Below are 21,779 nucleotides of genomic sequence, written 5' to 3'. Positions count from 1 at the left end.
AGCCCCCCGCCTCGGAAGGAGACGAAACGGGGGGTGAGGAACCCGGCGCTACCAGACGTTCAGCACCCACTCCTTGTTCTTCTTGTTCTCCATGTCCTGGAACAGCGTGTTGGCCATCTGCTCGGCAAGCCATGCCGCGCCGTTGTAACCGACAACCGGATAGCGATAGAGGCCGGCGCGGTCGTAGGTCGGGAAGCCGACGCGCAACATCGGGATGTTGTAGTCGATGGAGATGAAGCGGCCCTTCGAGTGACCGAGGATGAGGTCGAGTTCGAGGCCCTTGTTCTTGATGCGGTCCTCAAGCTCCCAGAAGTCGGCGTTCAACACGATTTCCATCTCGTGATCGACGTTCTCCTGAAGCGCCTTGATGCGCGGATCTTCGGCGTATTTGGAGTTGTCGTCGCCGAGCAGTAGGAGCTTCGGGCGCATTTCGAGATCGAGGCAGAACTCGGCGAGGCTGATCACGAGATCCGGCGCGCCGTAGATCGCGACCCGCTTTTCCGCGAGGAACATGTGGCTCACGTCCGCGATCGCGTCCATCGCAACGCCGCGTTCGTGCACGAGCTTCTGCGGGATCGGCTTGCCGGTCACGTCGGACAGCTTCTTCAGGAAGGTGTCCGTGTTGCGGATGCCGATCGGCGTCGGGCCGATGATGGCCGGAACCTTGTGCTTCTTCTTGAGGAAGTCGGCCGCCTTGCCGCCTTCATAGCGGTTCAGCGCGAAGGTTGCCTTCGCGTTCGCGGTAGCGCGCAGGTCTTCGATGGTCGTGTTGCCGTGGTTCCTGTTGTCCTTCGAGGGAAGGAGCGGCGAGTCGAAGCTTTCGATGTCGAAGAGAATGTTCGCCTCGACATCCATTTCCTTGAGGAGATGCTTCAGCTCCTTCACGTCGCCCGGGTTCACCCAGCCCGTGATGAGGTTGATCTTGTCGGTCGGCTCGTCCTTTTCCGCGAACTTCTTGACGAAGTCGCGAACGGCGAGGTCGTAACCGGAGATCATGGAGCCGACGAAGCTCGGCTGATGCATCGCGATCAGATGAACCTCGCGGCCCGCGAACTTCTCGGCGAGCAGCCCTTCCTCAAGCTTCGTGATGACGCCGTCCACGTCGTCGCCGATGACCTCTGTCGAGCAGGTGGTGATGATCGGCACCACCTTGACATCGGGATAGCGCGACAGCAGCACGTCGACGGCTTCCTCGACGCGGTTCAGCGCGCCGAACACCGCGCCGTCTTCATGGAGCGACGACGAGGCGATTTCGAAGCTTTCCTTCAGATGCTGGGAGATCAGCAGGCGCACGAACATCACGCAGCCCTGGCCGCCGTGCACGATCCCGATGCATTCCTTCACGCCGATGGACGCGAACTGCGCGCCCGCCGGCTGGCAGGTGAAGATCGGGTTGATGACGCCGTCCCGTTCCTTGGGCACTACATGGCAAGTCATTGTCTGGGGTCCTTTTCCTAGTAGTGCTGAACGGTGAGTTCAGTATTGAGCGAGCCATCGATGGTGAGGAAGTCCAGGCGCTCGTGCAAAACCTTGATGAGAGCCTTGATTTCGTCGTGCGACAGCTCGTTGATCCACGGGAAGCGGGCGCGATATTCGCGGGCCAGCAGCACGGCATCCACCCAGTAGCATTTGTCGTTGGCGGTCTCGTGCACCGGCGTCTCGCCGCACAGAATCTGTGCGGTTTGACCGAGAATACCGGCGTTCTGCTTGCGGCGGTCCCATGCGCGGGAGTTGAACTGCCAGAGGCACTTCTTCATGATGTAGTTGAGAAGTTGCTCCATGCGGTCTTTTGTCAGATCGTCCATAGTCATCGTCTCTCTTTACTCGGCCGCGACAGGAGCAGCTTCCTTCTTGGGAAATTCCGGATAGGTCTTGGCGCGAAGATCCGGGATCGGGTCCAGCTTGCCGGCGTATTGCTTGAGGTTCGGGTCGTTGACGATTTCCTCGGGCAGGTTCGCGTCGGACAGCATCTTGCGGGTGACGAAGCCCTTGTCGGTCGGGATCTCGTCCTTCGAGATGTCGAGGTTCGACAACTGGTGCATCGGCGAGTAGATCGCGTTGTAGATGTCGCGAGCGAAGCGGACCCAGCCCTCGTAACCCTTGTACGGGCCGTTGTGATAGCCGTGCGCGTTGAGGTATGGAACACCCGCCTTCTTCGCGACTTCGCCCGGGCGCTTGCCGGTGAAAATGCAGTCCGGCTTCAGCATCTCGATGGCTTCGTAGCCCTCAAGCTCGTTCGGATCGTCGATCGCAAGAGCGCCTTCGCCGCAACGCGAGATGCCCTTCTCCATGTCGCCCTGGTGGCCGAACTTCGTGTAGACCGAAACGACCTTGACGCCCATTTCCTCTTCGATGACGTGCGCCCAGTGCCAGAGCTTCGAGCCGCCCGGCCACAGGCAGACGCGCTTGCCCTTGAGGCGTTCCTTGTACCAGTCGAGCTGCGGCTTCCACTTCGCGGTTTCTTCCGCGATGATCGCTTCCGCGCGCTCCTCGATGCCGAAGAACAGGCCGATCTTGCGTAGCGAGCCGGAGAGCGGCTCGAAGCCGAAGCCGTCGATGTCGAGGCGCGGAATGCCGTAGCGGGCGCGCAGCTCGTCGCAGATATATTCGGCGGAGCGGGCGCATTCGAGTACGTTCAGGTGCGCGCGGTGCATGGCGCGCAGGCCGTCATAGCTGCCGTTGCCGGTGAAGGTCGACAACACCTGGATGCCCATGCGCTTGAAGTAGTCGAGCATCACTTCCTGGTCGCCCTGGATGTTGTACTCGCCCACATAGTTGATCACGTAGTCGCTCGTGATCTCGGGCTCGACGGTGCCGACCTTCTGGTTGATCCAGGCGATGTTGATCTTGTGGTGACCGCCCGACTGCGAGGGACCGGCGAAGCCCGGCGAGTTGCAGACGAAGATGTCGACGTCCTTGCGTTCTTCCATCACTTCCTGCGCGATGGCGTCGATGTCGTCGCCGATCAGCGCGGTGGCGCAGGTTTGATAGATCGTCATGCGCTTGATTTCGGGGAACGCGTCGAAAGCTTCGTGGATATTCTTCTTCAGAAGCGGTTCCGCGCCGAACACGATGTGCTTTTCCTTCACGTCGGTCGCGAAGGTATACTTCAGCTGGAAGTTGTTGTTGTCGGAGATGTAGCGCTTCGTCTGCCACGTGTCATAGGTGCAGCCGACGGGGCCGTGCGAGATGTGGATCACATCCTTCATCGGCGTGCCGATCACGTGTTTCGCCCCGCAATACGCGCAACCGCGCTCCGAGATCGTGCCCGGAATGGTGTTGAGGTATCCCTTGGGCAGCGCATGGCTCAGGTCTTCGCCCGGGCCCTTGATGACCGCGTGCTCTTTCCGCTCGGGAATGCACTTACTGACTTTGAATTCATGATACGGCATGGTTCGGTTCCGTCCGGTGTCTTGAGTGGCTTGTCGTGGGCGAGCCGCCGCCCTGGCCGCGCCCGGTCGCTGGGCAAGGCTCTGCCGTTCGATCCGGAGAGCCGGATCGGCGGGCTTTGCAGCGACGGGCTATGGCTTCGGTTTTGCGGCTCGCCCGCGGACGTCAGTCGAGGAGGCCGTACTTCACGACCATCGATTCCAGTTCGTCCATGTTGAGCGGCTTCGGAATGACGAAGTCCTTGTTCTCAAGGATTTCCTTGCCAAGCTGCTTGTATTCCTGCGCCTGATTGGCGTTCGGATCGAACTCCGTGACGGTTTTCTTGTTGAACTCGGCCTTCTGCACGATGTTGTCGCGCGGAACGAAGTGGATCATCTTCGTGCCGATGGCGGACGTGAATTCGTGGAGGAATTCCTTTTCGCCGTCGACCATGCGGCTGTTGCAGATGATGCCGCCGAGGCGCACGCCGGACTGCTTGGCGTACTTCACGAGGCCCTTCGCGATGTTGTTCGCGGCGTAGATGGCCATCATCTCGCCGGAGGCGACGATGTACACTTCTTCCGCCTTGCCGTCGCGGATCGGCATCGCAAAGCCGCCGCACACCACGTCGCCGAGCACGTCGAAGAACACGAAGTCGAGGTCTTCGGTGTAGGCGTCATTCTCTTCCATCAGGTCGATGGCGGTGATGACGCCGCGGCCCGCGCAACCAACTCCCGGCTCCGGGCCGCCCGATTCCACGCAGCGGATTTCCTTGAAGCCCGTCTTCACCACCTTGTCGAGCGTGACTTTTTCGGCGCCGTGAATGCGCAGCGTGTCCATCACCGTCTGCTGCGGCAGACCACCGAGAATGAGGCGTGTCGAGTCGGCCTTGGGATCGCAGCCGTGGATGAAGATGTGCTTGTCATGGAAGTATGCGAGCGCGGCCGCGGTGTTCTGCGTCGTGGTGGATTTACCGATGCCGCCCTTGCCATAAATGGCAACCTTGCGAGTCATGAGTGGGTGCTCCTGAGAGTGTTCTTGCGTTAGCGGCCCTCTCGCCGCCTTCACACCCCCTTAAGAGCAACCGGCGTGCCAATACTCGCCAGATCGCGCAAAAAATTCGACTTCCTCTAATTTTTATTGTGAGCCTGATTTATCAGGCCTTTGCTGGGGGAAATAATGACAGGAATGAAAAAATAAAAACGGTTTTCACATCTTTGTAAATCTGTGGTGGTCGCCGCGATGGTGGGGTCGCGGCGGTGGAAATCCCGTCCGGTAGAATCGTTCTCGAAGCGATACGTAAAATGTAAATTCCTGTTAACGGCGCCATGGGAGGGCAAGCGCCAGGTTTCCGTCGGGAAATCCGTTTCGTGGGGATTGCAAAAGAGATTCGAAGAGGAACATGCAGCCCGGCTGACCGCTTGCCCGCTTGGACCCCCACAATCCCGCAGACGAACGGGAGCAGGCGCGTTCTTCCAAATCGAAACTTCCCGACGTGAAGACGCAGGGAAAGCAATCGATCGGGCAGCGGCGATGTAGGACGGCACGCGCGATAACGGATATGGGATCACGACCATGCGCGTGATTTTTGTGTTCGCGGGGCTGTGTCTGTGGAGAAAGGGAAGGTAGCAAGATGAAAGAGTAGTATTAGGACTCGTTACATATATTTGTTTGGGAGCGTCGCGTATCGGAGTGCGGCGCTTTATTACTTAACGAAATGGAATTCACCCTTAGTGTGCGGGCGTCGATGGTTCGATTTCGACTTGAACATGTATCGGTCGAGCTGCCTGACGCCTTGCGGGCGAGAAAACAGAAGGAAATGCCTGATCGCCGTTGCTTGCGCATTCGCGTGGATGGTCTTGACGCTTATCATCTTCGATTTGATCGAAACCTATGCTTGACCCATCGGCGCGCCGCGTGAGCCATCACCGATAGCCGGCGCTCACTTTCTCTGGCTGCCGGCGGCCGGGTTCCCCGTCTTTCGGCTTGTAGCCGGCCGATCTGAAGTTCTTGTAATTGATGCCGTATTTCTCCATCCGCACGCCAAGCATGCGGCGCGTGAGCCCAAGTTCCTGCGCGGCGGTCCCGATGTTGCCGTTCGAGTTCTTCAGCGCCTCGACGATCATTTCATATTCGACCGCGCGCACCTTCTCTTCGAGCCCGACACCAAATCCCGTGCCGCTTTCCTTGGGCGTCTGCAGCGATGGCGGGAGATTGTAGGCGTGGATAACTTCATCGTCCGACAGGATCACCGCGCGCTCGATGACATTTTCCAGTTCGCGTACATTTCCCGGCCAATGGTAGGCCATCAGCATATTGAGCGCGGGCGTCGAGATACGCTTCACGCTGCGCCCGTTGGCCTCGCAGGATTTCGCGACGAAATAATCCGCGAGCAGGATTACGTCGGACCCGCGCTCGCGCAGCGGCGGCACTGTGATCGGCACCACGTTGAGGCGATAGAACAGGTCTTCGCGGAACAGTCCGTTTTCCACCATTTCGGGAAGATTGCGGTTCGTCGCGGCGATGATGCGCAGATCGACCTTTATGGATTTGCCGCTGCCGACGCGCTCGACGGTGCGATCCTGAAGCACGCGCAGAAGCTTTGCCTGCACGGTGAGGCTCAGTTCGCCCACTTCGTCGAGGAAGATCGTGCCGCCGTCCGCTTGTTCGAAACTTCCCTTGTGGGTCTGGAGCGCGCCGGTGAACGAGCCTTTCTCATGGCCGAACAACTCGCTTTCGGCGAGCGCTTCGGGAATTGCCGCACAGTTGAATTTCACGAACGGGCCGTCGGCGCTGGCGCTGTTGTAGTGGATGGCGTTTGCCACCAATTCCTTGCCGACGCCGCTTTCGCCGAGGATCAGCACCGTTGCGCGCGTCGAGGCGACCTTGCCGATCAGGTTGTATACCTCATCGATCATCGGCTTCGAATTGCCGATGATGTTCTTCGGCTTGTAGCGTTCCTTCAGCGCGTTCTTGAGGCGGCGATTCTCGTTTTCGAGCCGCACCTTCTCGTTGTTCGCGATGAGGTAAAGTTCGACGGCGGGCGCGATCATGAGCGCGATGGCGGCGAGAAATTCCGCGTCCTGCTTGAAAAGGTGCGGATTCAGATAGACCCGTTCCGCGCCGATGGTGCCGAGGACGCGCTGGCCGAGCAGGATCGGCACGCAAAAGAATGTCGCCTTCGGATGCTTTCTGTCCTGATGGGCCTTCGTACGGTCGAGGAAATCGGTGCTTTCGTGCAGGCGGGGCACCACGATGAGCTTGCCGCTTTCTACAACCTTGCCCGTGATCCCTTCGCCGAGCGAGTAGATGCCGCGCTGCTTCTGTTCGTCGGTCAGGCCGAAGCTGTCGTGGATGAAGATCGTTTCGGACTGGCGGTCGTACAGCGTGATCGCGCCGCGATGCATGCGAAGCGTCTCGCGCATGACGTCCAGGATGATGCGCAGCGGCTCGCTCAAGTCCTGCGCGGAGGAAATCGCGCGGTTCAGCCTGTAGAGGATCGGCAGGACGTTCGCGCGGCACTCCCCGGTGAAGCAATGCGTGAAGTCGTCGACGGGCGAACCCATGTCGAGGTCGAGAACCAGAGTGTCGTCCATATATCCTGCCCTTGGAGCACGGTCCGAAAAGGGGCGCCGGTTTCGCAACCGGTCATGCTCCACCAAGAAACCAGAGCGCGGCCGCATTCATCGATGGCGATCACGCTCAAGACCTGCGATCACGGCCGACCCGCCAAGGCGGCATTCCCGGGGGCCGGCCGATTCCGTAGAACTGAGCCATGTGTCGCCGCGTGTTGAAGACGCGGTGCGCTCAATGACGCAGGCATGCAAACTATACGCCAAGCTGTATCTATAAGGGAATAGCTTAATTCATGCATCGCGGCGTTTTCAGCGCTTGTCGAAAAAGCGACCGATCACGCGTTCGAAGGTGAGATGACGGCCATCAGATTGTCGTTGAGCTTACGCGCGGCTTCGTTGAAGGCGGGGAGCCGCGCTTCTGTCTCGCCTTCCAGCGCCGCTGCCCCTTCCTTGCCGAGTGCCTTTTCGAGGCTCGCGGCGTATTCCGGGATGTCGCGCCATTCCGGCACCGTGTCGGGCGTGATCTCGACATGATACTGGAAGCCGTAGGCGTGGCGGCCGACGCGGATCGCCTGAGTAGCGCAGGCCGCATTTGACGCGAGCACGACGCCGCCTTCGGGCAGCCGCTTCACTTCCGAGCCGTGCCACTGGAAGATTTCAGCGCGGGGCGGGAAGCCCTTGAAGATGGGGTCGGCAAGGCCCGCCTCTGTAAGGTCGACATGTGTGAAACCGACCTCGGGCGCGTCCATCGGGCCGACCTCGCCACCGAGCGCCGCCGCCAGAAGCTGATGCCCCAGGCAGATGCCGAGATAAGGGCGGCCAAGCTCGCCCACCCAACGACGGATCGCGCGTTTCTCGTCTGCGAGCCAGGGCAATTCGTCCTCCTGCCAGACATCCATCGGGCCGCCCATGGCCACGAGCAGGTCGAACTCTTCGAGGGCCGGGATCTCGTCCCCCTCGTCGAGTTCTACGGCCAGCACCTCATGACCCGCGTCGAGCCAGAAATCGAGAAAGACGCCCGGATGTTCGACCGCGAGATGCTGGAAAACGAGAATGCGCATGGTAGCCCCCGAAGCGGTTTCGCGCGAAGCGGGTTTCCGGTTCGCGCGAAGAGAAAAGTCATGGGAAGAGATAATGGATTCTAGCCGATCTTGAAGTCCTTCACACCGGCGGGCATTTCGACGCCCGGCAGGTTGCGCGGGTCCGGGATCGGCTCGCCGACATCGAAACGGATCGGAATCGTCCCCGCCCATGCCGGAAAATCATAGTCGGCATCGTTGTCTTCGGGATGACCGGTCCGCACTTTGGCGGAAGCCTCGTCGAGCGAAAGCGACAGGATCGTCGTTGCATTCATCTCGGCTTCGGTGACGGGGCGCAGGCGATCCCACTGGCCCGCGACATAGCCGTCGACCATGCGCTTCAACTGGCGCTCCTTTTCCGCGCGATCGGTAACCTTCTCCGCCTTTCCGAACACCATCACGGAGCGATGATTGACATTGAAGTTAAAAGCGGCGCGCGCCATGACAAATCCGTCGAGAATCGAGACGCAAAGACAGACTTCCGCATCCGTCGCCGCCTTCATCGCGCGTCCCGCGGCAGCTCCGTGCCAGTAGATGCGGTCGCCTTCGCGCCACTGCATCGTCGGCGTCACGATGGGTTTGCCGTCGTGGATGAACGCGACATGGCAAAGCGGCTGCGCGTCGAGGATGGCATGGATGGTGTCCTTGTCGTATTTCGCGAGCCAGCGGTAGCGATTGACTGTTGTGCGCGCGCTGGGTGCGGTGGCCTCGGTCATGGTCGGGAGCCTTTCTTGTATTACTCTATATATAAGTTCCGTTAGCAAGATCGAGGCCACGGCGTCAGCTTTGCAGACGGGTGCTCAAGTGACGGATCAGCGCGACCGCATCCGCCGGAGGCTTTTTCTCAAGGCGCCGATATTCGCGGCAGTCGGGCGTGCGGGTCAGGAGACCCGCGTCGACCATCTCCCGCCGGAGCAGGGCGTGATCGCCGAACAGGTGATGGGCGGCGAGAAGGTGGTTCACCTCGCGCTCGGCGAGGACCGCGCCGGCGGGCCATCGCGACCACATCACCCACAGGCAGAGGTCGCGGTGGCTAGCCTTCGAAGGCCAGCGGATGAACCGTCCGGCGGCATCGAAATAGCGCGCGATGCGTTCGACGCGGACGAAATCCACCGGCTCCGGCGCGGCGGGCGCGCGTTCGAGCCTCGCTTCCGCCTCGTGTTGCGCGCGAAGGTGCTGGAAGTTGCGAAAGCCCGCTCCGCGCGCCAGCATGTTCAGGATCTGAACATGGCCCGGCTTCTCGGGCGTGGACTGAAGCTCGCGACCGATCGAACGGGCGAGCGCGGATATATCGTTGGTGGCGTAAGGAAACACGGTTCTGGACATGGCTCATCCTCATGGCGCCAAACCGCTTGGAGAACGGGTCGCGGGTCGCTCTTGACGACTGGCACCGAGGGTGTCCGTCGATGGGTGTTGAGGGCAGGTTTAGCTTCCCGGCGGGAATAGCGACGCCTCGGTGAACTGCCGACCGCCGTTAAGAATAAGGCGGCGGGCCCTCCTGCGCAAGCTCGAACGCGAAGCTTCCGCTGCGGTTGATCGCTATCGCAGCAGGTCGTTCAGCGCGTCGGCGGAGATGGCCTTGTCGAGGTTGTTGAACTGGCCGAAGGCGAGGATCTCCTCGGCCTTGAGGCGCAAATTGCCGAGCAGCGAGCGCATCAGCGCGGTGCCGAGCACGACGGAGGATGCACCCGCCCGGCTCAGGGCCTTTAGGTCCGGCGCGGGCGTCAGCGCGACATTGATCTGGAGCGGGCCGTCAACATGCGCGGAAAGCCGTTCGACGATCTGGATATGTTGCACGCCGGGCACGGCGATACAGTCCGCGCCCGCCGCAAAGTAGGCTTCCGCGCGCTCGACGGCGGTTTCAAATGGAGAATAGGGGGGCGGCTCCAGCAGAAACGCTTCGGTGCGGGCAGTCACCACGGCTGGAATGCGCGTTTCAAGCGCGGCCGCCTTCGCCGCCTTGATGGCCGCCGTCATGTCATGCATCGAGGCCATGCCATGCTGGCCGCCCCGTCCGCCGTCGCCGATGGTCACGCCCACGCAACCGGCCGAAACGACGGCGTTGACCGCGCGGCCGATTTCTTCCATGGACCGGCCGATGACGCCCTCAAGGTCTGCGTTCACCGGCACGGAAAAATTCGAGGCGACGCTTTTTGCGGTTTCCACAAGCGTGTCGAGGGGGACGCGATCTGCCGGCAGGAGCCCGCGCGACCAAGCGACGGAAACGGGCGATATGCCGATGATATCGAAACCCGCGTCGCCGATCACGCGCGCAGAAATGACGTCCCAGACCTCAGGGAGGATGAACGCTTCGCGCGCCTGCAAGCGCTTTCGGAAGCGGCGCACCTTTTCTTTCTGATCCTTGAGGGCGTTCTCGTCGATGCCTGACGCGCTGTCGAAATCTGCGACATGGTTCGAAATCATATCACACACGGCCTCTGCCATTGGTCCGCGTCGTGCGAGGCGACGCCGGATAAGATGCTTCGGGTTAAATGTCCTTCGCCGATCCCGCAAGCAAAATGCGGCCTCGCAATGGCGCGTCACGGCCGCGAGGCGACCTCTGCGCCTGCCTCACAAACCTGTGCATGACGCCACCTTCAACGCCCGCGAGAGGTGGGAGATTGGAACCGTCGAAAACGACGCCATATTAACGCCCAACCTGCTCTGGGACCGGGACTTGCGTCATGTTGCCTGCCATGTCACGAACCGTCGCTGCCCGCGCCGCCGTGGCGCTCGTCGTATTTGCCGCGCCTCTCGGGCTGGCCGTATCGCGAGCCGCGGAGGAGCGGCCCGAGGCCGCCACCGCTGCTGCGACGCAAGCCCCGGAGCCTGATACACGCGGGCTTCAGTCCGACGCGCTGCTTTCCACCATCGACCGCATCCTGAAACGCGCGGCGGCAGAACGCGAGGCGGTGAAGACGTTGCCGAACCGGGACAAGTTTCTGTTCGAGCCGGTCTTCACCGAAACGCGACAGGACCGCGAGAAAACCGTTCGCGCGCTGCTTGATGGCGCGCTGTCAATCGTGACCGATGCTCCCGTTCTGAAGCTTCAGGACGACATCGCCCGCCAGCGCGAGAAGATCGCCTCCAACCGCGACCGCATCGCCACCTTGCGCGAGCGGCGGCTCGACGCGCCGCAGGGCGGCGTGTGGCCCGGTATTCTCACGGACACGAAAGACTCGATCGACCGGACCATCGCGGCGCTTCAGGACGACATCAAGGAACGCGAAGCGGACATCGTGCGTGTCAAGCAGGAGATCGGGAAGGCGCTCGACGTCGCGGGAATCCCCCTCAGCCAGGATCAACTCGATCTCCTGCTCGACAGCGTGCTCGGCGGGGATCTTCTGAAGCTGATGACGGCTTATGAAGTGGCGAAGATCGCCGACCGGAAGCTTGCGGAACTCGTCGTGCAATCGAACGACGATCTGAAGGCCGCGCGCCGCTATTTCGCGATGCACGCCGCGCTGTTCGCGCTCCTCGTGCAGGCGCAGGAATTGCTCATCGAGAAAATCGACAAGGTTTACATGGCGCGTCTCGACGGCATCATCGGCGACATCGCGAGGACGGGCGCGAAGACGAGGGATCTGATGCAGTCGGCCACGCGCGACGATCAGCGCCGGACGCTGGAAGCGAACGCCAGGGCGCAGGAGCTTTCACGCAAGGTGTCCGGCTTCTACCGCGACTATCTCGCGACGCAGCGGCGCCTTTTATGGCAAACGCGTGAAAAAACCCTGTTCGATCTGAACGTCGCGGATAATACCTATGAAACCGTCGAAGCGAGCTTTCAGTTGAAAGCGCTCATGGATGAAGCAAAAACCTCTTTCGATTCTTTGCAAAAGCTTGACGCTCCCGGCTTCGAGCAGATCTTCCGCAATGAAAATTTAAGGCGCGAATTCGAGACTCTCACCCGTAAACTTGCGCCGGCGTCGTGAAGGGCGGCAGCTGTCTCCCTGAATCAACAGCGGCGTGAAAATCCGACCGCATCGCGGCCTTTGGGCTTCGTCAGGCATGCGGTTCCGATCTATATTTGCGGTGTCTAGCGGGACGATAGGTATTTCGAGATGCGGTTTGTACTAAGTCTGATCCTGGCGGGGGGCGTTTTTTCGGGCGCTCTCGCAAACGACAACGACTGCGCGTACGATCCGAAAACATCTTCCGTTTCGCGCATCATCGCAGCCGATTCCACCCACGGCGCGCTTTACGGCACAGCGCTGAATGCGCAGTCCAACCGGTCCTATGCGCGCACGCTCAACCTCCGCGACCGCGAAGTGGTGCTGACATTCGATGACGGCCCCCTTGGCTCGAATACACGCACGGTGCTCGACACGCTCGACAAACACTGCGTGAAGGCCACGTTCTTCTCGGTGGGACGCATGGCGCTCGCCGATCCGAAGCTTCTCAAGGAATATGACCGGCGGGGCCATACCATCGGCACACATACCTTTTCGCATCCGTTCGGCATGGACCGCATGGCTCCGCGGGATGCCATCGCCGAGATCGAGAAGGGGTTCGCAGCGGTGAGCCATGCGCTCGGCAAACCTGTCGCACCGTTCTTCCGCTTCCCCGGTCTTCGCGATTCTCCCGAGGTCGTCGCCTATCTGGCCAGTCGCAATATCAGCACGTGGTCGGTCGATGTCATTTCGGGCGATACCGATCCCGGCGCGAATGCAGCCAAGGTGACGCGTGACGTGCTGGCGCGCGTTCGCGGAGCAGGCAAGGGCATCATCCTTTTCCACGACATTAAGAAGCCCACGGCGGAAGCGCTCGACGGCATCATCACCGCGCTCAAGAAAGACGGCTACAAGTTCGTGCATGTCGTTTCCAACACGAATTATCAGCCCAATCCCGAAATGGTGGCGAGACCCGATGCGTTCCGCACTCCTCCCGAGATGGCGACCGTAACCGGCCGGTGGACGGCGTCTGCGGCTACGGTCGTACGCCCCGAAATCAAGGCGGGCAGCGTCGACGTGATGCGGACAGAATGGGTCGAACTCCAGCAGGCGAATGAACAGCTTACCGGCAAAGTGCGCTCCGAGACTGCCGCCTCAGGCGGGAGCGCTCAGAAGGACAGCGCCCTCGTCGCCACAAGTACGGGCGGCGGTAGCGGTCAGACGGGCGGGGCCTATATGGCCAACAGTTGGCTCGTGACCGGACAAATTCAGTAACGCCGGAGGGGGGACGCGAAGCGCCTCGACAGACCGCAACGCGGGCCGGAAGACCATTATCGTAAAGCGCTTCGGCCTGCATACTTCCTTCCAGTTCAGGCCTTAGCCGGTTCGACGGCACACAATCGGTCTCGCCGCGCTATTCATGGCCGCAAAGCGCGGCGCCGGTTCCGGCGGCGGTGCCCCTCACCGCGCGAAGGAAGGGGACAGGGCTCAATCGCAGCTTGTTGGGGCCTTTCGCGATCCGCTATGTTTGCCCACTCAGAGGGGTGGCGAGCAGGCATGAGACAGGACGAAGCACTTCAAATCCTCAAATCGGGAGCGAGCGTCTTCCTCACGGGCGAGCCGGGCAGCGGCAAGAGTTACGTCGCGTCGCGTTTCGTCGGCTATCTGCGGCGCGAGGGCATCCCCGTCAGCGTCACCGCGTCGACCGGCATCGCGGCAGCCCAGCTTGGCGGCATGACGGTGCATGCATGGAGCGGCATCGGCACGCGCTCGAACCTGTCACGCGCCGACCTCGATTTCATCGCGCGCAACCGTCGCGTGACCGACCGCATCAAGAAGGCGCGCGTCCTCATCGTCGACGAAGTGTCGATGCTGTCCGGGCAGACGCTTACCGCCGTCAGCCAGGTCTGCCAGTATGTGCGCAAGTCGTCCGCGCCCTTCGGCGGCATCCAGACGGTGTTCGTCGGCGACTTCTTTCAGCTTCCGCCCGTGGTGCGCCGCGACGAGCATCCGGGCGCCGAGACGGAAAGCCAGGACGAGGCAGACGCGTCGCCCTTCGCCTATGCGAGCCGCGCGTGGCGCGACCTCGACCCCGCCATCTGCTACCTGACCGAACAGCACCGCCAGACCGACCACGCGTTTTCCGAGCTTCTCGGCGCCATCCGCTCGAACGCCTGCCGGCGCGAGCACCTCGAAATCCTCGCCAGCCGCAAGCCCACGCGCGAGACGCTGCCGCATGGCATCACCCGGCTTTACACCCACAACATGGACGTGGACCGCATCAACCACTCCGAACTCATGAAGCTGCCGGGCGAGCCGAACGTCTTCCTCATGAGCACGATGGGCGACAAGGTGCTGTCCGAGGGGCTCAAGCGAGGCTGCCTCTCGCCGGAAGAACTCGCACTGAAGCTCGGCGCTGTGGTGATGTTCACCAAGAACGACCCCGAAGGCCGCTTCGTGAACGGCACGCTCGGTGTCGTCTGCAATTTCGACCGCGAAGGCGGCTGGCCGGTGGTCGAAACGAAAAGCGGCTTCACGGTCACGGCAAAGCCCGCCGAATGGAAGGTGCAGGAAGACGACGCTGTGAAAGCCGGAATCGAGCAGGTGCCGCTGCGGCTCGCATGGGCGATCACCGTGCACAAGAGCCAGGGCATGTCGCTCGACGCGGCGCTGATGGATCTGTCGAACGCTTTCGAATACGGGCAGGGTTATGTCGCTCTGTCGCGGGTCCGCGCGCTTGGCGGCCTTCATCTTCTCGGCTGGAATGAGCGCGCCTTGCGGGTGCACCCGGAGGCTTTGGCGAAGGACGCCGATTTCCGCGAAGCGTCAGAGAGCGAGGCTGACCGACTGGCCGCGCAGGGGGCTGAGAAGATCGAGGCGCTGCGCGTATCCAACTTGCGCGAGATGAAGGGGCTGCCCGCCGGTCCCGCCGCGGCGCCCGCCGCGCCGTCGCCCGCGTCCGTGGAAAGCGCGAGGAACGGCGCCCCCGAGCACGCATACAGGAAATGGAGCGAAGAGGAGGAGGCCGACGTATCCGCCCGCTACAAGCGCGGCGAGAGCGTGAAGGCGATTGCCGCCGCCGTCGGGCGGCAGGAAGGCGGCATCCGCGCCCGCCTCGTGAAGCTCGGGCTGATCATGAAATAGCCGGGCGGTCTGAGGTGGCACCGGCAAAAGGTGACAGGGCGGTCGTTTTCTGCTTTCTAGGGTTTCCAAAGAAAAATCGGCGCGCCTCTTCCTCCCTCCAAGATCTCCATGCCCCCCATCATTTCCGTCTCGAACGTCAGCAAGACCTACGCCTCGGGCCTCGTCGCCCTCAAGGGCGTGAGCCTCGACATCGCGCCGGGCGAGATTTTCGCGCTTCTGGGCCCGAATGGCGCGGGCAAGACCACGCTGATCAGCATCATCTGCGGCATCGTGAACGCGAGCGGCGGGACGGTCACCGTCGGCGGCCATGACAACGTCAGGGATTATCGCGCGGCGCGCTCGCTGATCGGGCTTGTCCCGCAGGAACTCGCGACCGACACGTTCGAGCAGGTCTGGGCGACGGTTTCATTCAGCCGCGGCCTTTTCGGCAAGGCGCCGAACCCCGCCTTCATCGATCAGGTGCTGAGGGATCTCTCCCTTTACGAGCGCCGCTACAGCAAGATCATGACGCTCTCGGGCGGCATGAAGCGCCGCGTGATGATCGCGAAGGCGCTCGCGCACGAGCCGCAGATCCTGTTCCTCGACGAACCAACGGCGGGCGTGGACGTCGAACTGCGCCGCAGCATGTGGGAGCTGATCCGCAAGCTGCGCGACGCGGGCGTGACCATCATCCTCACCACGCATTACATCGAGGAAGCCGAGGAGATGGCGGACCGCATCGGCGTCATCAACAAGGGCGAGATCATCCTCGTCGAGGAAAAGGCGGAACTGATCCGCAAGCTCGGACAGAAGCAACTCATCCTCGACCTTGCGCAGCCGCTCGCGGGGCTCCCGCCGGAACTTGGCCGTCATAGCCTCCTGCTCACAGGGAACGGCCAGCAACTCGTCTATACCTACGACACCAAGGGCGAGCACACCGGCATCACGGCGCTTCTTAACGAGCTTTCGGCGGCGGGCATCCGCTTCAAGGATCTGAACACGAAGCAAAGCTCGCTCGAAGACATCTTCGTGGGACTGGTGAGCGGCAAATGAACTGGCGCGGCGTTTACGCAATCTACACGTTCGAAATGGCGCGCATGCGCCGCACGCTGCTGCAAAGCGTGGTCTCGCCCGTCATCTCGACGGTGCTTTACTTCGTAGTGTTTGGCTCGGCCATCGGCGGCCGCATCACCGACATGCAGGGCGTGACCTATGGCGCGTTCATCGTGCCGGGCCTCATCATGCTGACGATCCTCACGAACTCCGTGGCGAACGCGTCTTTCGGCATCTATTTCCCGCGCTTCCTCGGCACGATCTACGAAATCCTGTCCGCGCCGATCTCGGGCCTTGAAATCGCGCTCGGCTGCGTCGGCGCGGCGGCAACGAAATCGATCATTCTCGGCCTGATCGTGCTCGCGACCGCCGGCCTGTTCGTGCCGCTCGACATCGCCCATCCGGTGGCGATGATCGGCTTTCTCGTGCTGACCGCGATCACCTTCAGCCTGTTCGGCTTCCTCATCGGCATATGGGCGGACAATTTCGAGAAGCTTCAGGTGATCCCGCTGCTCGTGATTACGCCGCTGACCTTCCTCGGCGGGGCGTTCTATTCGATCCACGTGCTGCCGCCCGCGTGGCAGACGGTGACGCTGTTCAATCCCATCGTGTACCTTATCAGCGGCTTCCGCTGGTCGTTCTTCGACATCGCCGATGTCAGCCCCGGCGTGAGCCTCGCCATGACGGCGGGTTTCCTCTCGCTGTGCATCCTCGCCGTCTACTGGGTATTCAAGACAGGCTACCGGCTGAAGACGTGAGGGCCCGCATAAGCCCGAAGCCGAATGCGGTTGTTAAGCGCTTTTGGCGATAGCGCCAATCGCCGGAGCGTTGTCATCAGACACGGGCGCCGTTGACTTTCGTTCGCCCGGCCCCTCTTTTCAGGATCGGCTTTGACGGCTCCTCGATGTCGAATTCGTCGAGGAACTTCTCGCGGATTGCGTTGAACGCCTGCTCGATTTCGCCCCAGACAAGGTTGCGATCACCGGCGGGCGAAGCGGCAGGGTCCAGCTTTTCAAAAGCCCGCCGCATGTCGTGGAGAGGTTCGAAAGGGTAAGCGCCTATCAGTTTGTCGGTCTCGCCGACATTGGCATAGACGATGCGCATGTTGTCGATGCATTCGGAGAGCTGGGTGAATGTTCTCCAGTAATGTTCGGAATCGGGCTGCGGCATCCTGCAATAATAGAGCAAAGCCCCTTTCGTCTTGACGATCTCGCGCCACTGCTCCCGGAGGGAATCCAGGAAGGTCTGTCTTCTCTGATAGATATTTGCGAGGTAAGCGACCGCAATGGTGGCAATCAGGAGCGAAGAATCCTTGATGAACTCATAGAGATTTGAAAGGCGGGGGTTTTCATCGTTCAGCTTCGCAAACAGCGATAAGGCGATGAAGCCCAAAAGGACGGCAACGACAACGCGAAGGATTCGATTTTGCCGGCGACGGGTCATGGATTGCTTCTTTCGGAAATGGCAGGTTGCCGGAACCTATCCGCTCCGGCGGGAGGCGATCTCCACCGCTCCCGCGACCCGGACCGGTGCAGGTAAAGCTTTGCCATTTCCACTGACGAATACGGCGTCGGCATGGCATGCCCCCCTGCCGTATCGTGCAAATCAGACGGCTCGGCAGGTCACGCGGGATCCCGTGACAACCCCCTCAGCGCCGCGAGCGAAAGCAACCCGAATGCGCTCCAGAAGGCGGCTGGGTGGTAGCTGTCAAGATCGAGCAAATGCGGCCGCTTGCACAGCGCACGGGCGAGCGAGCACAAGTCCGAATCGGCAACAAGACATGCCGCCGCCGATGACAGCGGCATGTCCGCGATCTCGATGAGCGGCTGAAACGCCAGCCACCACCATGCCATAGCGGCCACCAGTGCGACGGTGCCTGCCAGAGCGATCCGCGCCGCAGTGATATGCCGAAGCGCACGTAGAACGCCGCTCATCAGATGATACCTTTCTGCCAGTAAAGCGTGCGGTCGCGGACAGTGAAGACAAGCTTTACGATCCCAGCGCACAGAACCGCCATCAGCAGCAGGTCGGCATAGACATTGGCGTAAGCGGAGTAACCGCTGGCCCAGGAGAGATACCAGCCCAGTCCGTATTTCGAACCGAGCATCTCGGCGACGACGAGTGTGGCAAAGGAGTAGTAGAGGCCCATGAAGATGCCGACGAACACGTGCGGCAGCGAGGCAGGCACGGCCACCCGGAGAATCTGGAACGAAGTTCCGGCGCCGAGCGTGCGCGCGACGTCGTAATAGGCGCGGTTGACCTGCGACACGCCCGAAGCTGTTAGAATCGCAACCGGAATGCCCGCTGCAAGCGCCACGAGAAATACGCCGCCCTGAAAAGTCGTCGGAAAGGCATAAAACGCGATGGGAAGCCAGGCGGTTGCCGGCACCGGGCCGATGAGCTTCAGCACCGGCATGCCCCAGTAGTTCACCAGTTGCGACCAGCCAAGCGCGACACCCGTCACGAAGCCCGCCGCGACGCCGATGACGAAGCCCAGGGTCCAGAGTTGCAGCGAAGCCAATATGCAGTAGCCGATGCGTTGCCAGTCATCGACGTAGGCATGGAGTAGCGCTTGCGGCGGCGCGAAGAACGGCTTGGGAAGCCACCCCGTCTTCGCGGTCACCACTTCCCATAAGGTGAAGATGGCTCCGAGCGCGATGAGCCAGTGCCCATAGTGATCGATGACGCGCCCCGTCTTGCCGAGCCTGTTGTTGATAAAGCCGAGCGCAAGCAATATCGCGGCGCCCGCCTCCAGCAAGAGCACGAAACGATCCCGGCTACCCCATCGCGAGACATCCGGGAATGTATCGGTGACGATCGCCGCAAGGAGCCATGTCCCGGCGGCGATGAAGCCAGGATACCAGACGTCACCCAGAATCCCTTGCCGCAGCCGAATATTTCCGATTGCAACGGACGTCATCTGCTACACCAGAATGTTGTCGGTGAACTGATTGGCGAGTTCGACCGAATCGGCGTCGCCTGAAATGACCTTGATGAGCTTCAGGTCGTCGAGGGAATCCTTGACCTGCTGGATCAGTTCCTTGCCGATCGGGTGGTTGTGGTAGACCATGCTGCCGAGATCGTCGGTGAGATCGGCGAGCGAAATCTGCGGCTTGAACGTATCGAAGTAATATTGCGCGACCTCTTCGGGGTGGTTGGCCGCGTATTCATGGACCTCGACGGTGGCCTCGGCGAGGCGGCGCACCGCATCCCGGTTGGCCTTGAGATACGGCACGTTGGCGCCGATAACGCAGCACACGCGATCCTGATAGATGCCGGTCTGCGTGTCCGCGAGCTGAATGAGATCGAAGTCCTTGCGATAGGTGTAGGCCCAGGGGTCGAACTGTGCGAGCGCGTGCGCTTCGCCCTTGTTCACGGCCTCACCAACCAGGTTCCATGGAAAGGCCCTCCAGTTTACATCCGTCTCCGGGTCGACCCCGGCTTTGGCGAGGGTAACGCTGAAGGACAGCTTTGCCGGGCCGGCGAGATCGGCAACTGATATCGTCTTGCCCTTCAATCCCTCGACTGTGGTGACGCCGGACGCCTTCGATGCCAGCAGCCTCTGGCAACCGCCATGGGTTCCGACGAAGAGCTTGAGGTCGAAGCCCTGTTCGAGCGGTTTCAGAAAGTCGAGTATGAGACCGAGGCCGACATCGGCCTTGTTCGTTGCGAGCGCATGGATGAGCGTCTGTCCACTTGCCCCCTGGAAGAAGAGTTCGGCGTCGAGGCCGTGCTTGGCATAGAAGCCTTTGGCAAGGCCGAAAGCGGCGGGCGAATGGCAGGCTGCCACTTCGGTCCAGGCGATGCGGATTTTTGTCGGCTTCGCAATCACGTTTGCCTGGCTGAACGCCTTGCCGACGCCAACGCCGCCAGTCGCGGCCAAGGCTGCCGCGCCGAAGCCACCGAGCAGCTTGCGCCTTGAGATGCCTGAACGTTTTCCGTCTTGTATGCCGTTCCCACCGTTTGCCATTTTCTGCTCCCGAATCTTGGCCTTCGAACCAAAACGATATTCAATTTATTATATATAATAAGTCAACATTTAAGCGTGAGGCGTCTCCCGGCGGCTTTCGATTCGCGGTCGAACGTCGCTTGGCCGCTGGCGACCGAAGACGCGAGGCTAAATCCCGCGTTCGTCAGATCGTCTCACCGAACGCTTGGCAGCTATCGGACATTGCTGCGCTGATCGATGCCGGAAAAGTTCGACCGCTCGTCGAACATGTGTTTCCGCTTTCGCATGCCGCAGAGGCGCACCGGCTAAGCGAGCAAGGGCGTATGCGCGGCAAGAGCGTGCTGGGCACAGAAGTCATCTGATTCGAGCCGACTCCATCGCGTCCGACAACGCTGCTGTGTTGGCCCCCAGCGCCATTGTGAATTTGGTACAATCGGGAATTGAATAAACTTGATCGCGCGTCGCAACTAGAAGTGGCATGGAGGAATTTTCTTCCCCATCCATGCCGGGAGAAGGCGAGCGCTACCATTGCCGCGTTGCTACCAAATATTTCTATCAACGAGCCGAAATGTAGTTTGTTACAAAACGACAACAGGCTGAGAAAACTTCTCTTTTTGGCGTCTTCGCGCTTCAGTTCAAATTTACATTACCGACAAATGTTGATAGATTTTATATACAAATAATGGGCGCGGGCTGTGGGGCTCGCTGGGGCATTCGAGGGGAATTATGAGAAAATTGGGCACTGCGCTCGCGATAGCGGGCGCAACGATGGCGGCTGGTCAGGCGTCAGCTGTTGAAAACTGGGTTCCTTATACCGACGGGATCAGCCTCGGGAGCGCGGTCGGCGCGCTGCCGCCTCCGGGCGTCTATTTCCAGAACGTATTCTTCTACGCTCCGATCAAGAACCACGATGCGAAGGGCAATTACACCGGAGACGACATCACCGGTTACGTCAACGTCCCTGCGGTGATTTTTGTCCCGGATATCAAGATCCTGGGCGCTCAGTATGCCTTCGCGATCGTCCAGCCGTTCGACCACATCGAGTCGGATCCGAAGGTCGGTGGAAACGTGAACCGAAGCGGCTTTTTCTCCACGATCATTTCGCCGGTCAATCTCTCCTGGCAGTTGCCGAACGATCTGCACGTTTCGGTCGGTCTCGGGATCTACATTCCCGATGGCACGTTCGATTCGAGGGTGCCCGGTGGCGCGCTGCCCAGCTCCAATTTCTGGGCCTACGAGCCGAGCGTCGGGATCAGCTGGCTGCATAATGGCTGGAACATCAGTGCCAAGTTCCTCGTCGATATCAACGAGAAGAACGAAGAAACAGACTACAAATCGGGGAATGTCTTCAATACGGACTTCTCGATCAACAAGGCCATCGGCAACTGGACGGTCGGTTTCGGCGGCTATTGGCGCTATCAGTTCACTGATGACGTTCAGTTCGGCCGGAAGGTCAACGGTGACGGCAACCGCGCCGAGGAATTCGGCGTCGGCCCGATCGTCGGCTATAATTTCGGCTCCTTCCAGTTCGACGCCTACTATGAGCGCGCGCTTTACTGGAAGAACGAAGCTGCCGGCGACCGTCTGTTCACACGTGTGACCGTGCCGCTGTACACGCCGAAAGCGGAAGGAGCTTCCCTCAAGTAGCGCAGACGCGATCCTCATCGCTCTTGGAAGTGCCGGTTTTTCGAGCTTCGACTGCTTGGAAGACCGGCCGTATCGTCCCTTGTCCTGCTCTCTC

At 61.0% G+C, this 21,779-nt stretch carries 20 protein-coding genes; 7 read left to right on the top strand and 13 right to left on the bottom strand.

Annotated features, from left to right (window positions below):
• Positions 1 to 48 precede the first annotated feature (48 nt).
• The 9 genes from anfK to EK416_RS06620 form a co-directional block, all read right to left on the bottom strand.
• Positions 49 to 1,437: a Fe-only nitrogenase subunit beta gene (anfK, locus tag EK416_RS06660; RefSeq protein WP_127076731.1), complete on the bottom strand. Its 1,389-nt coding sequence runs from the start codon at positions 1,435 to 1,437 to the stop codon at positions 49 to 51.
• Between the two features lie 17 nt (positions 1,438 to 1,454).
• Positions 1,455 to 1,811, bottom strand: a complete 357-nt coding sequence (gene anfG / locus EK416_RS06655) for a Fe-only nitrogenase subunit delta (RefSeq protein ID WP_245433967.1) — start codon at positions 1,809 to 1,811, stop codon at positions 1,455 to 1,457.
• A 9-nt stretch (positions 1,812 to 1,820) separates the two neighbouring features.
• Positions 1,821 to 3,392: a nitrogenase iron-iron protein, alpha chain gene (anfD, locus tag EK416_RS06650; RefSeq protein ID WP_127076730.1), complete on the bottom strand. Its 1,572-nt coding sequence runs from the start codon at positions 3,390 to 3,392 to the stop codon at positions 1,821 to 1,823.
• Between the two features lie 163 nt (positions 3,393 to 3,555).
• Positions 3,556 to 4,383: a nitrogenase iron protein gene (gene nifH, locus EK416_RS06645; protein WP_127076729.1), complete on the bottom strand. Its 828-nt coding sequence runs from the start codon at positions 4,381 to 4,383 to the stop codon at positions 3,556 to 3,558.
• Between the two features lie 911 nt (positions 4,384 to 5,294).
• The gene (locus tag EK416_RS06640) at positions 5,295 to 6,965 is read right to left on the bottom strand and encodes a sigma 54-interacting transcriptional regulator (RefSeq protein ID WP_127076728.1); all 1,671 of its coding nucleotides are present in this window, start codon (positions 6,963 to 6,965) and stop codon (positions 5,295 to 5,297) included.
• Between the two features lie 314 nt (positions 6,966 to 7,279).
• Positions 7,280 to 8,005 (bottom strand): type 1 glutamine amidotransferase, encoded by a 726-nt coding sequence (locus EK416_RS06635; protein ID WP_127076727.1) that lies wholly within the window; start codon positions 8,003 to 8,005, stop codon positions 7,280 to 7,282.
• Between the two features lie 80 nt (positions 8,006 to 8,085).
• A complete protein-coding gene (locus tag EK416_RS06630) occupies positions 8,086 to 8,739 on the bottom strand; it encodes a pyridoxamine 5'-phosphate oxidase family protein (RefSeq protein WP_127076726.1) in 654 nt (217 codons plus the stop codon).
• Positions 8,740 to 8,803: 64 nt separating this feature from the next.
• Positions 8,804 to 9,349, bottom strand: coding sequence for a DUF2087 domain-containing protein (locus EK416_RS06625; RefSeq protein ID WP_127076725.1), 546 nt, complete (start codon positions 9,347 to 9,349; stop codon positions 8,804 to 8,806).
• A 213-nt stretch (positions 9,350 to 9,562) separates the two neighbouring features.
• Positions 9,563 to 10,447, bottom strand: a complete 885-nt coding sequence (locus EK416_RS06620) for an isocitrate lyase/PEP mutase family protein (protein WP_164729895.1) — start codon at positions 10,445 to 10,447, stop codon at positions 9,563 to 9,565.
• Positions 10,448 to 10,719: 272 nt separating this feature from the next.
• On the opposite strand from EK416_RS06620, the gene EK416_RS06615 reads away from it, so the two are divergent.
• The 5 genes from EK416_RS06615 to EK416_RS06595 all read left to right on the top strand — a co-directional run bounded on the left by EK416_RS06615 (position 10,720) and on the right by EK416_RS06595 (position 16,847).
• A complete protein-coding gene (locus tag EK416_RS06615; protein ID WP_127076723.1) occupies positions 10,720 to 11,955 on the top strand; it encodes a hypothetical protein in 1,236 nt (411 codons plus the stop codon).
• Positions 11,956 to 12,084: 129 nt separating this feature from the next.
• Positions 12,085 to 13,188: a polysaccharide deacetylase family protein gene (locus EK416_RS06610; protein WP_127076722.1), complete on the top strand. Its 1,104-nt coding sequence runs from the start codon at positions 12,085 to 12,087 to the stop codon at positions 13,186 to 13,188.
• 282 nt (positions 13,189 to 13,470) lie between these two features.
• The gene (locus EK416_RS06605; protein ID WP_127076721.1) at positions 13,471 to 15,057 is read left to right on the top strand and encodes an ATP-dependent DNA helicase; all 1,587 of its coding nucleotides are present in this window, start codon (positions 13,471 to 13,473) and stop codon (positions 15,055 to 15,057) included.
• 108 nt (positions 15,058 to 15,165) lie between these two features.
• Complete coding sequence (locus tag EK416_RS06600) at positions 15,166 to 16,089, top strand: ABC transporter ATP-binding protein (protein ID WP_127076720.1); 924 nt, start codon at positions 15,166 to 15,168, stop codon at positions 16,087 to 16,089.
• Positions 16,086 to 16,847: an ABC transporter permease gene (locus EK416_RS06595; protein WP_127076719.1), complete on the top strand. Its 762-nt coding sequence runs from the start codon at positions 16,086 to 16,088 to the stop codon at positions 16,845 to 16,847. Before EK416_RS06600 ends, EK416_RS06595 begins: the two co-directional genes overlap by 4 nt.
• 76 nt (positions 16,848 to 16,923) lie before the next feature.
• Here EK416_RS06595 and EK416_RS06590 read toward each other — a convergent pair whose 3' ends face one another.
• The 4 genes from EK416_RS06590 to EK416_RS06575 form a co-directional block, all read right to left on the bottom strand.
• Positions 16,924 to 17,532: a hypothetical protein gene (locus tag EK416_RS06590; protein WP_127076718.1), complete on the bottom strand. Its 609-nt coding sequence runs from the start codon at positions 17,530 to 17,532 to the stop codon at positions 16,924 to 16,926.
• A 179-nt stretch (positions 17,533 to 17,711) separates the two neighbouring features.
• Positions 17,712 to 18,023, bottom strand: a complete 312-nt coding sequence (locus EK416_RS06585) for a hypothetical protein (RefSeq protein WP_127076717.1) — start codon at positions 18,021 to 18,023, stop codon at positions 17,712 to 17,714.
• On the bottom strand, positions 18,023 to 19,009 hold the full coding sequence (locus tag EK416_RS06580) for an ABC transporter permease (protein ID WP_127076716.1): 987 nt from the start codon (positions 19,007 to 19,009) through the stop codon (positions 18,023 to 18,025). Before EK416_RS06580 ends, EK416_RS06585 begins: the two co-directional genes overlap by 1 nt.
• A gap of 3 nt (positions 19,010 to 19,012) precedes the next feature.
• Complete coding sequence (locus EK416_RS06575; protein WP_127076715.1) at positions 19,013 to 20,059, bottom strand: ABC transporter substrate-binding protein; 1,047 nt, start codon at positions 20,057 to 20,059, stop codon at positions 19,013 to 19,015.
• A 119-nt stretch (positions 20,060 to 20,178) separates the two neighbouring features.
• On the opposite strand from EK416_RS06575, the gene EK416_RS17855 reads away from it, so the two are divergent.
• Entirely contained in the window at positions 20,179 to 20,400 is a 222-nt protein-coding gene (locus EK416_RS17855; protein ID WP_210210979.1) for a zinc-binding dehydrogenase, read from the top strand.
• A 364-nt stretch (positions 20,401 to 20,764) separates the two neighbouring features.
• Complete coding sequence (locus EK416_RS06565; RefSeq protein ID WP_127076713.1) at positions 20,765 to 21,685, top strand: SphA family protein; 921 nt, start codon at positions 20,765 to 20,767, stop codon at positions 21,683 to 21,685.
• Positions 21,686 to 21,779 lie beyond the last annotated feature (94 nt).

Source organism: Rhodomicrobium lacus (assembly GCF_003992725.1).
In the GTDB taxonomy this organism is placed as follows: Bacteria; Pseudomonadota; Alphaproteobacteria; order Rhizobiales; family Rhodomicrobiaceae; genus Rhodomicrobium; species Rhodomicrobium lacus.
The sequence above is the reverse complement of the archived record's forward strand: the minus strand, read 5'-3'. Positions and strand labels throughout refer to the sequence as shown.

What these genes read in the sequence shown, in the direction of transcription:
- anfK (WP_127076731.1), bottom strand. Translation starts at nt 1,437, where the DNA reads ATGACTTGCCATGTAGTGCCCAAGGAACGGGACGGCGTCATCAACCCG.
- anfG (WP_245433967.1), bottom strand. Translation starts at nt 1,811, where the DNA reads ATGACTATGGACGATCTGACAAAAGACCGCATGGAGCAACTTCTCAAC.
- anfD (WP_127076730.1), bottom strand. Translation starts at nt 3,392, where the DNA reads ATGCCGTATCATGAATTCAAAGTCAGTAAGTGCATTCCCGAGCGGAAA.
- nifH (WP_127076729.1), bottom strand. Translation starts at nt 4,383, where the DNA reads ATGACTCGCAAGGTTGCCATTTATGGCAAGGGCGGCATCGGTAAATCC.
- EK416_RS06640 (WP_127076728.1), bottom strand. Translation starts at nt 6,965, where the DNA reads ATGGACGACACTCTGGTTCTCGACCTCGACATGGGTTCGCCCGTCGAC.
- EK416_RS06635 (WP_127076727.1), bottom strand. Translation starts at nt 8,005, where the DNA reads ATGCGCATTCTCGTTTTCCAGCATCTCGCGGTCGAACATCCGGGCGTC.
- EK416_RS06630 (WP_127076726.1), bottom strand. Translation starts at nt 8,739, where the DNA reads ATGACCGAGGCCACCGCACCCAGCGCGCGCACAACAGTCAATCGCTAC.
- EK416_RS06625 (WP_127076725.1), bottom strand. Translation starts at nt 9,349, where the DNA reads ATGTCCAGAACCGTGTTTCCTTACGCCACCAACGATATATCCGCGCTC.
- EK416_RS06620 (WP_164729895.1), bottom strand. Translation starts at nt 10,447, where the DNA reads ATGATTTCGAACCATGTCGCAGATTTCGACAGCGCGTCAGGCATCGAC.
- EK416_RS06615 (WP_127076723.1), top strand. Translation starts at nt 10,720, where the DNA reads ATGTCACGAACCGTCGCTGCCCGCGCCGCCGTGGCGCTCGTCGTATTT.
- EK416_RS06610 (WP_127076722.1), top strand. Translation starts at nt 12,085, where the DNA reads ATGCGGTTTGTACTAAGTCTGATCCTGGCGGGGGGCGTTTTTTCGGGC.
- EK416_RS06605 (WP_127076721.1), top strand. Translation starts at nt 13,471, where the DNA reads ATGAGACAGGACGAAGCACTTCAAATCCTCAAATCGGGAGCGAGCGTC.
- EK416_RS06600 (WP_127076720.1), top strand. Translation starts at nt 15,166, where the DNA reads ATGCCCCCCATCATTTCCGTCTCGAACGTCAGCAAGACCTACGCCTCG.
- EK416_RS06595 (WP_127076719.1), top strand. Translation starts at nt 16,086, where the DNA reads ATGAACTGGCGCGGCGTTTACGCAATCTACACGTTCGAAATGGCGCGC.
- EK416_RS06590 (WP_127076718.1), bottom strand. Translation starts at nt 17,532, where the DNA reads ATGACCCGTCGCCGGCAAAATCGAATCCTTCGCGTTGTCGTTGCCGTC.
- EK416_RS06585 (WP_127076717.1), bottom strand. Translation starts at nt 18,023, where the DNA reads ATGAGCGGCGTTCTACGTGCGCTTCGGCATATCACTGCGGCGCGGATC.
- EK416_RS06580 (WP_127076716.1), bottom strand. Translation starts at nt 19,009, where the DNA reads ATGACGTCCGTTGCAATCGGAAATATTCGGCTGCGGCAAGGGATTCTG.
- EK416_RS06575 (WP_127076715.1), bottom strand. Translation starts at nt 20,059, where the DNA reads ATGGCAAACGGTGGGAACGGCATACAAGACGGAAAACGTTCAGGCATC.
- EK416_RS06565 (WP_127076713.1), top strand. Translation starts at nt 20,765, where the DNA reads ATGAGAAAATTGGGCACTGCGCTCGCGATAGCGGGCGCAACGATGGCG.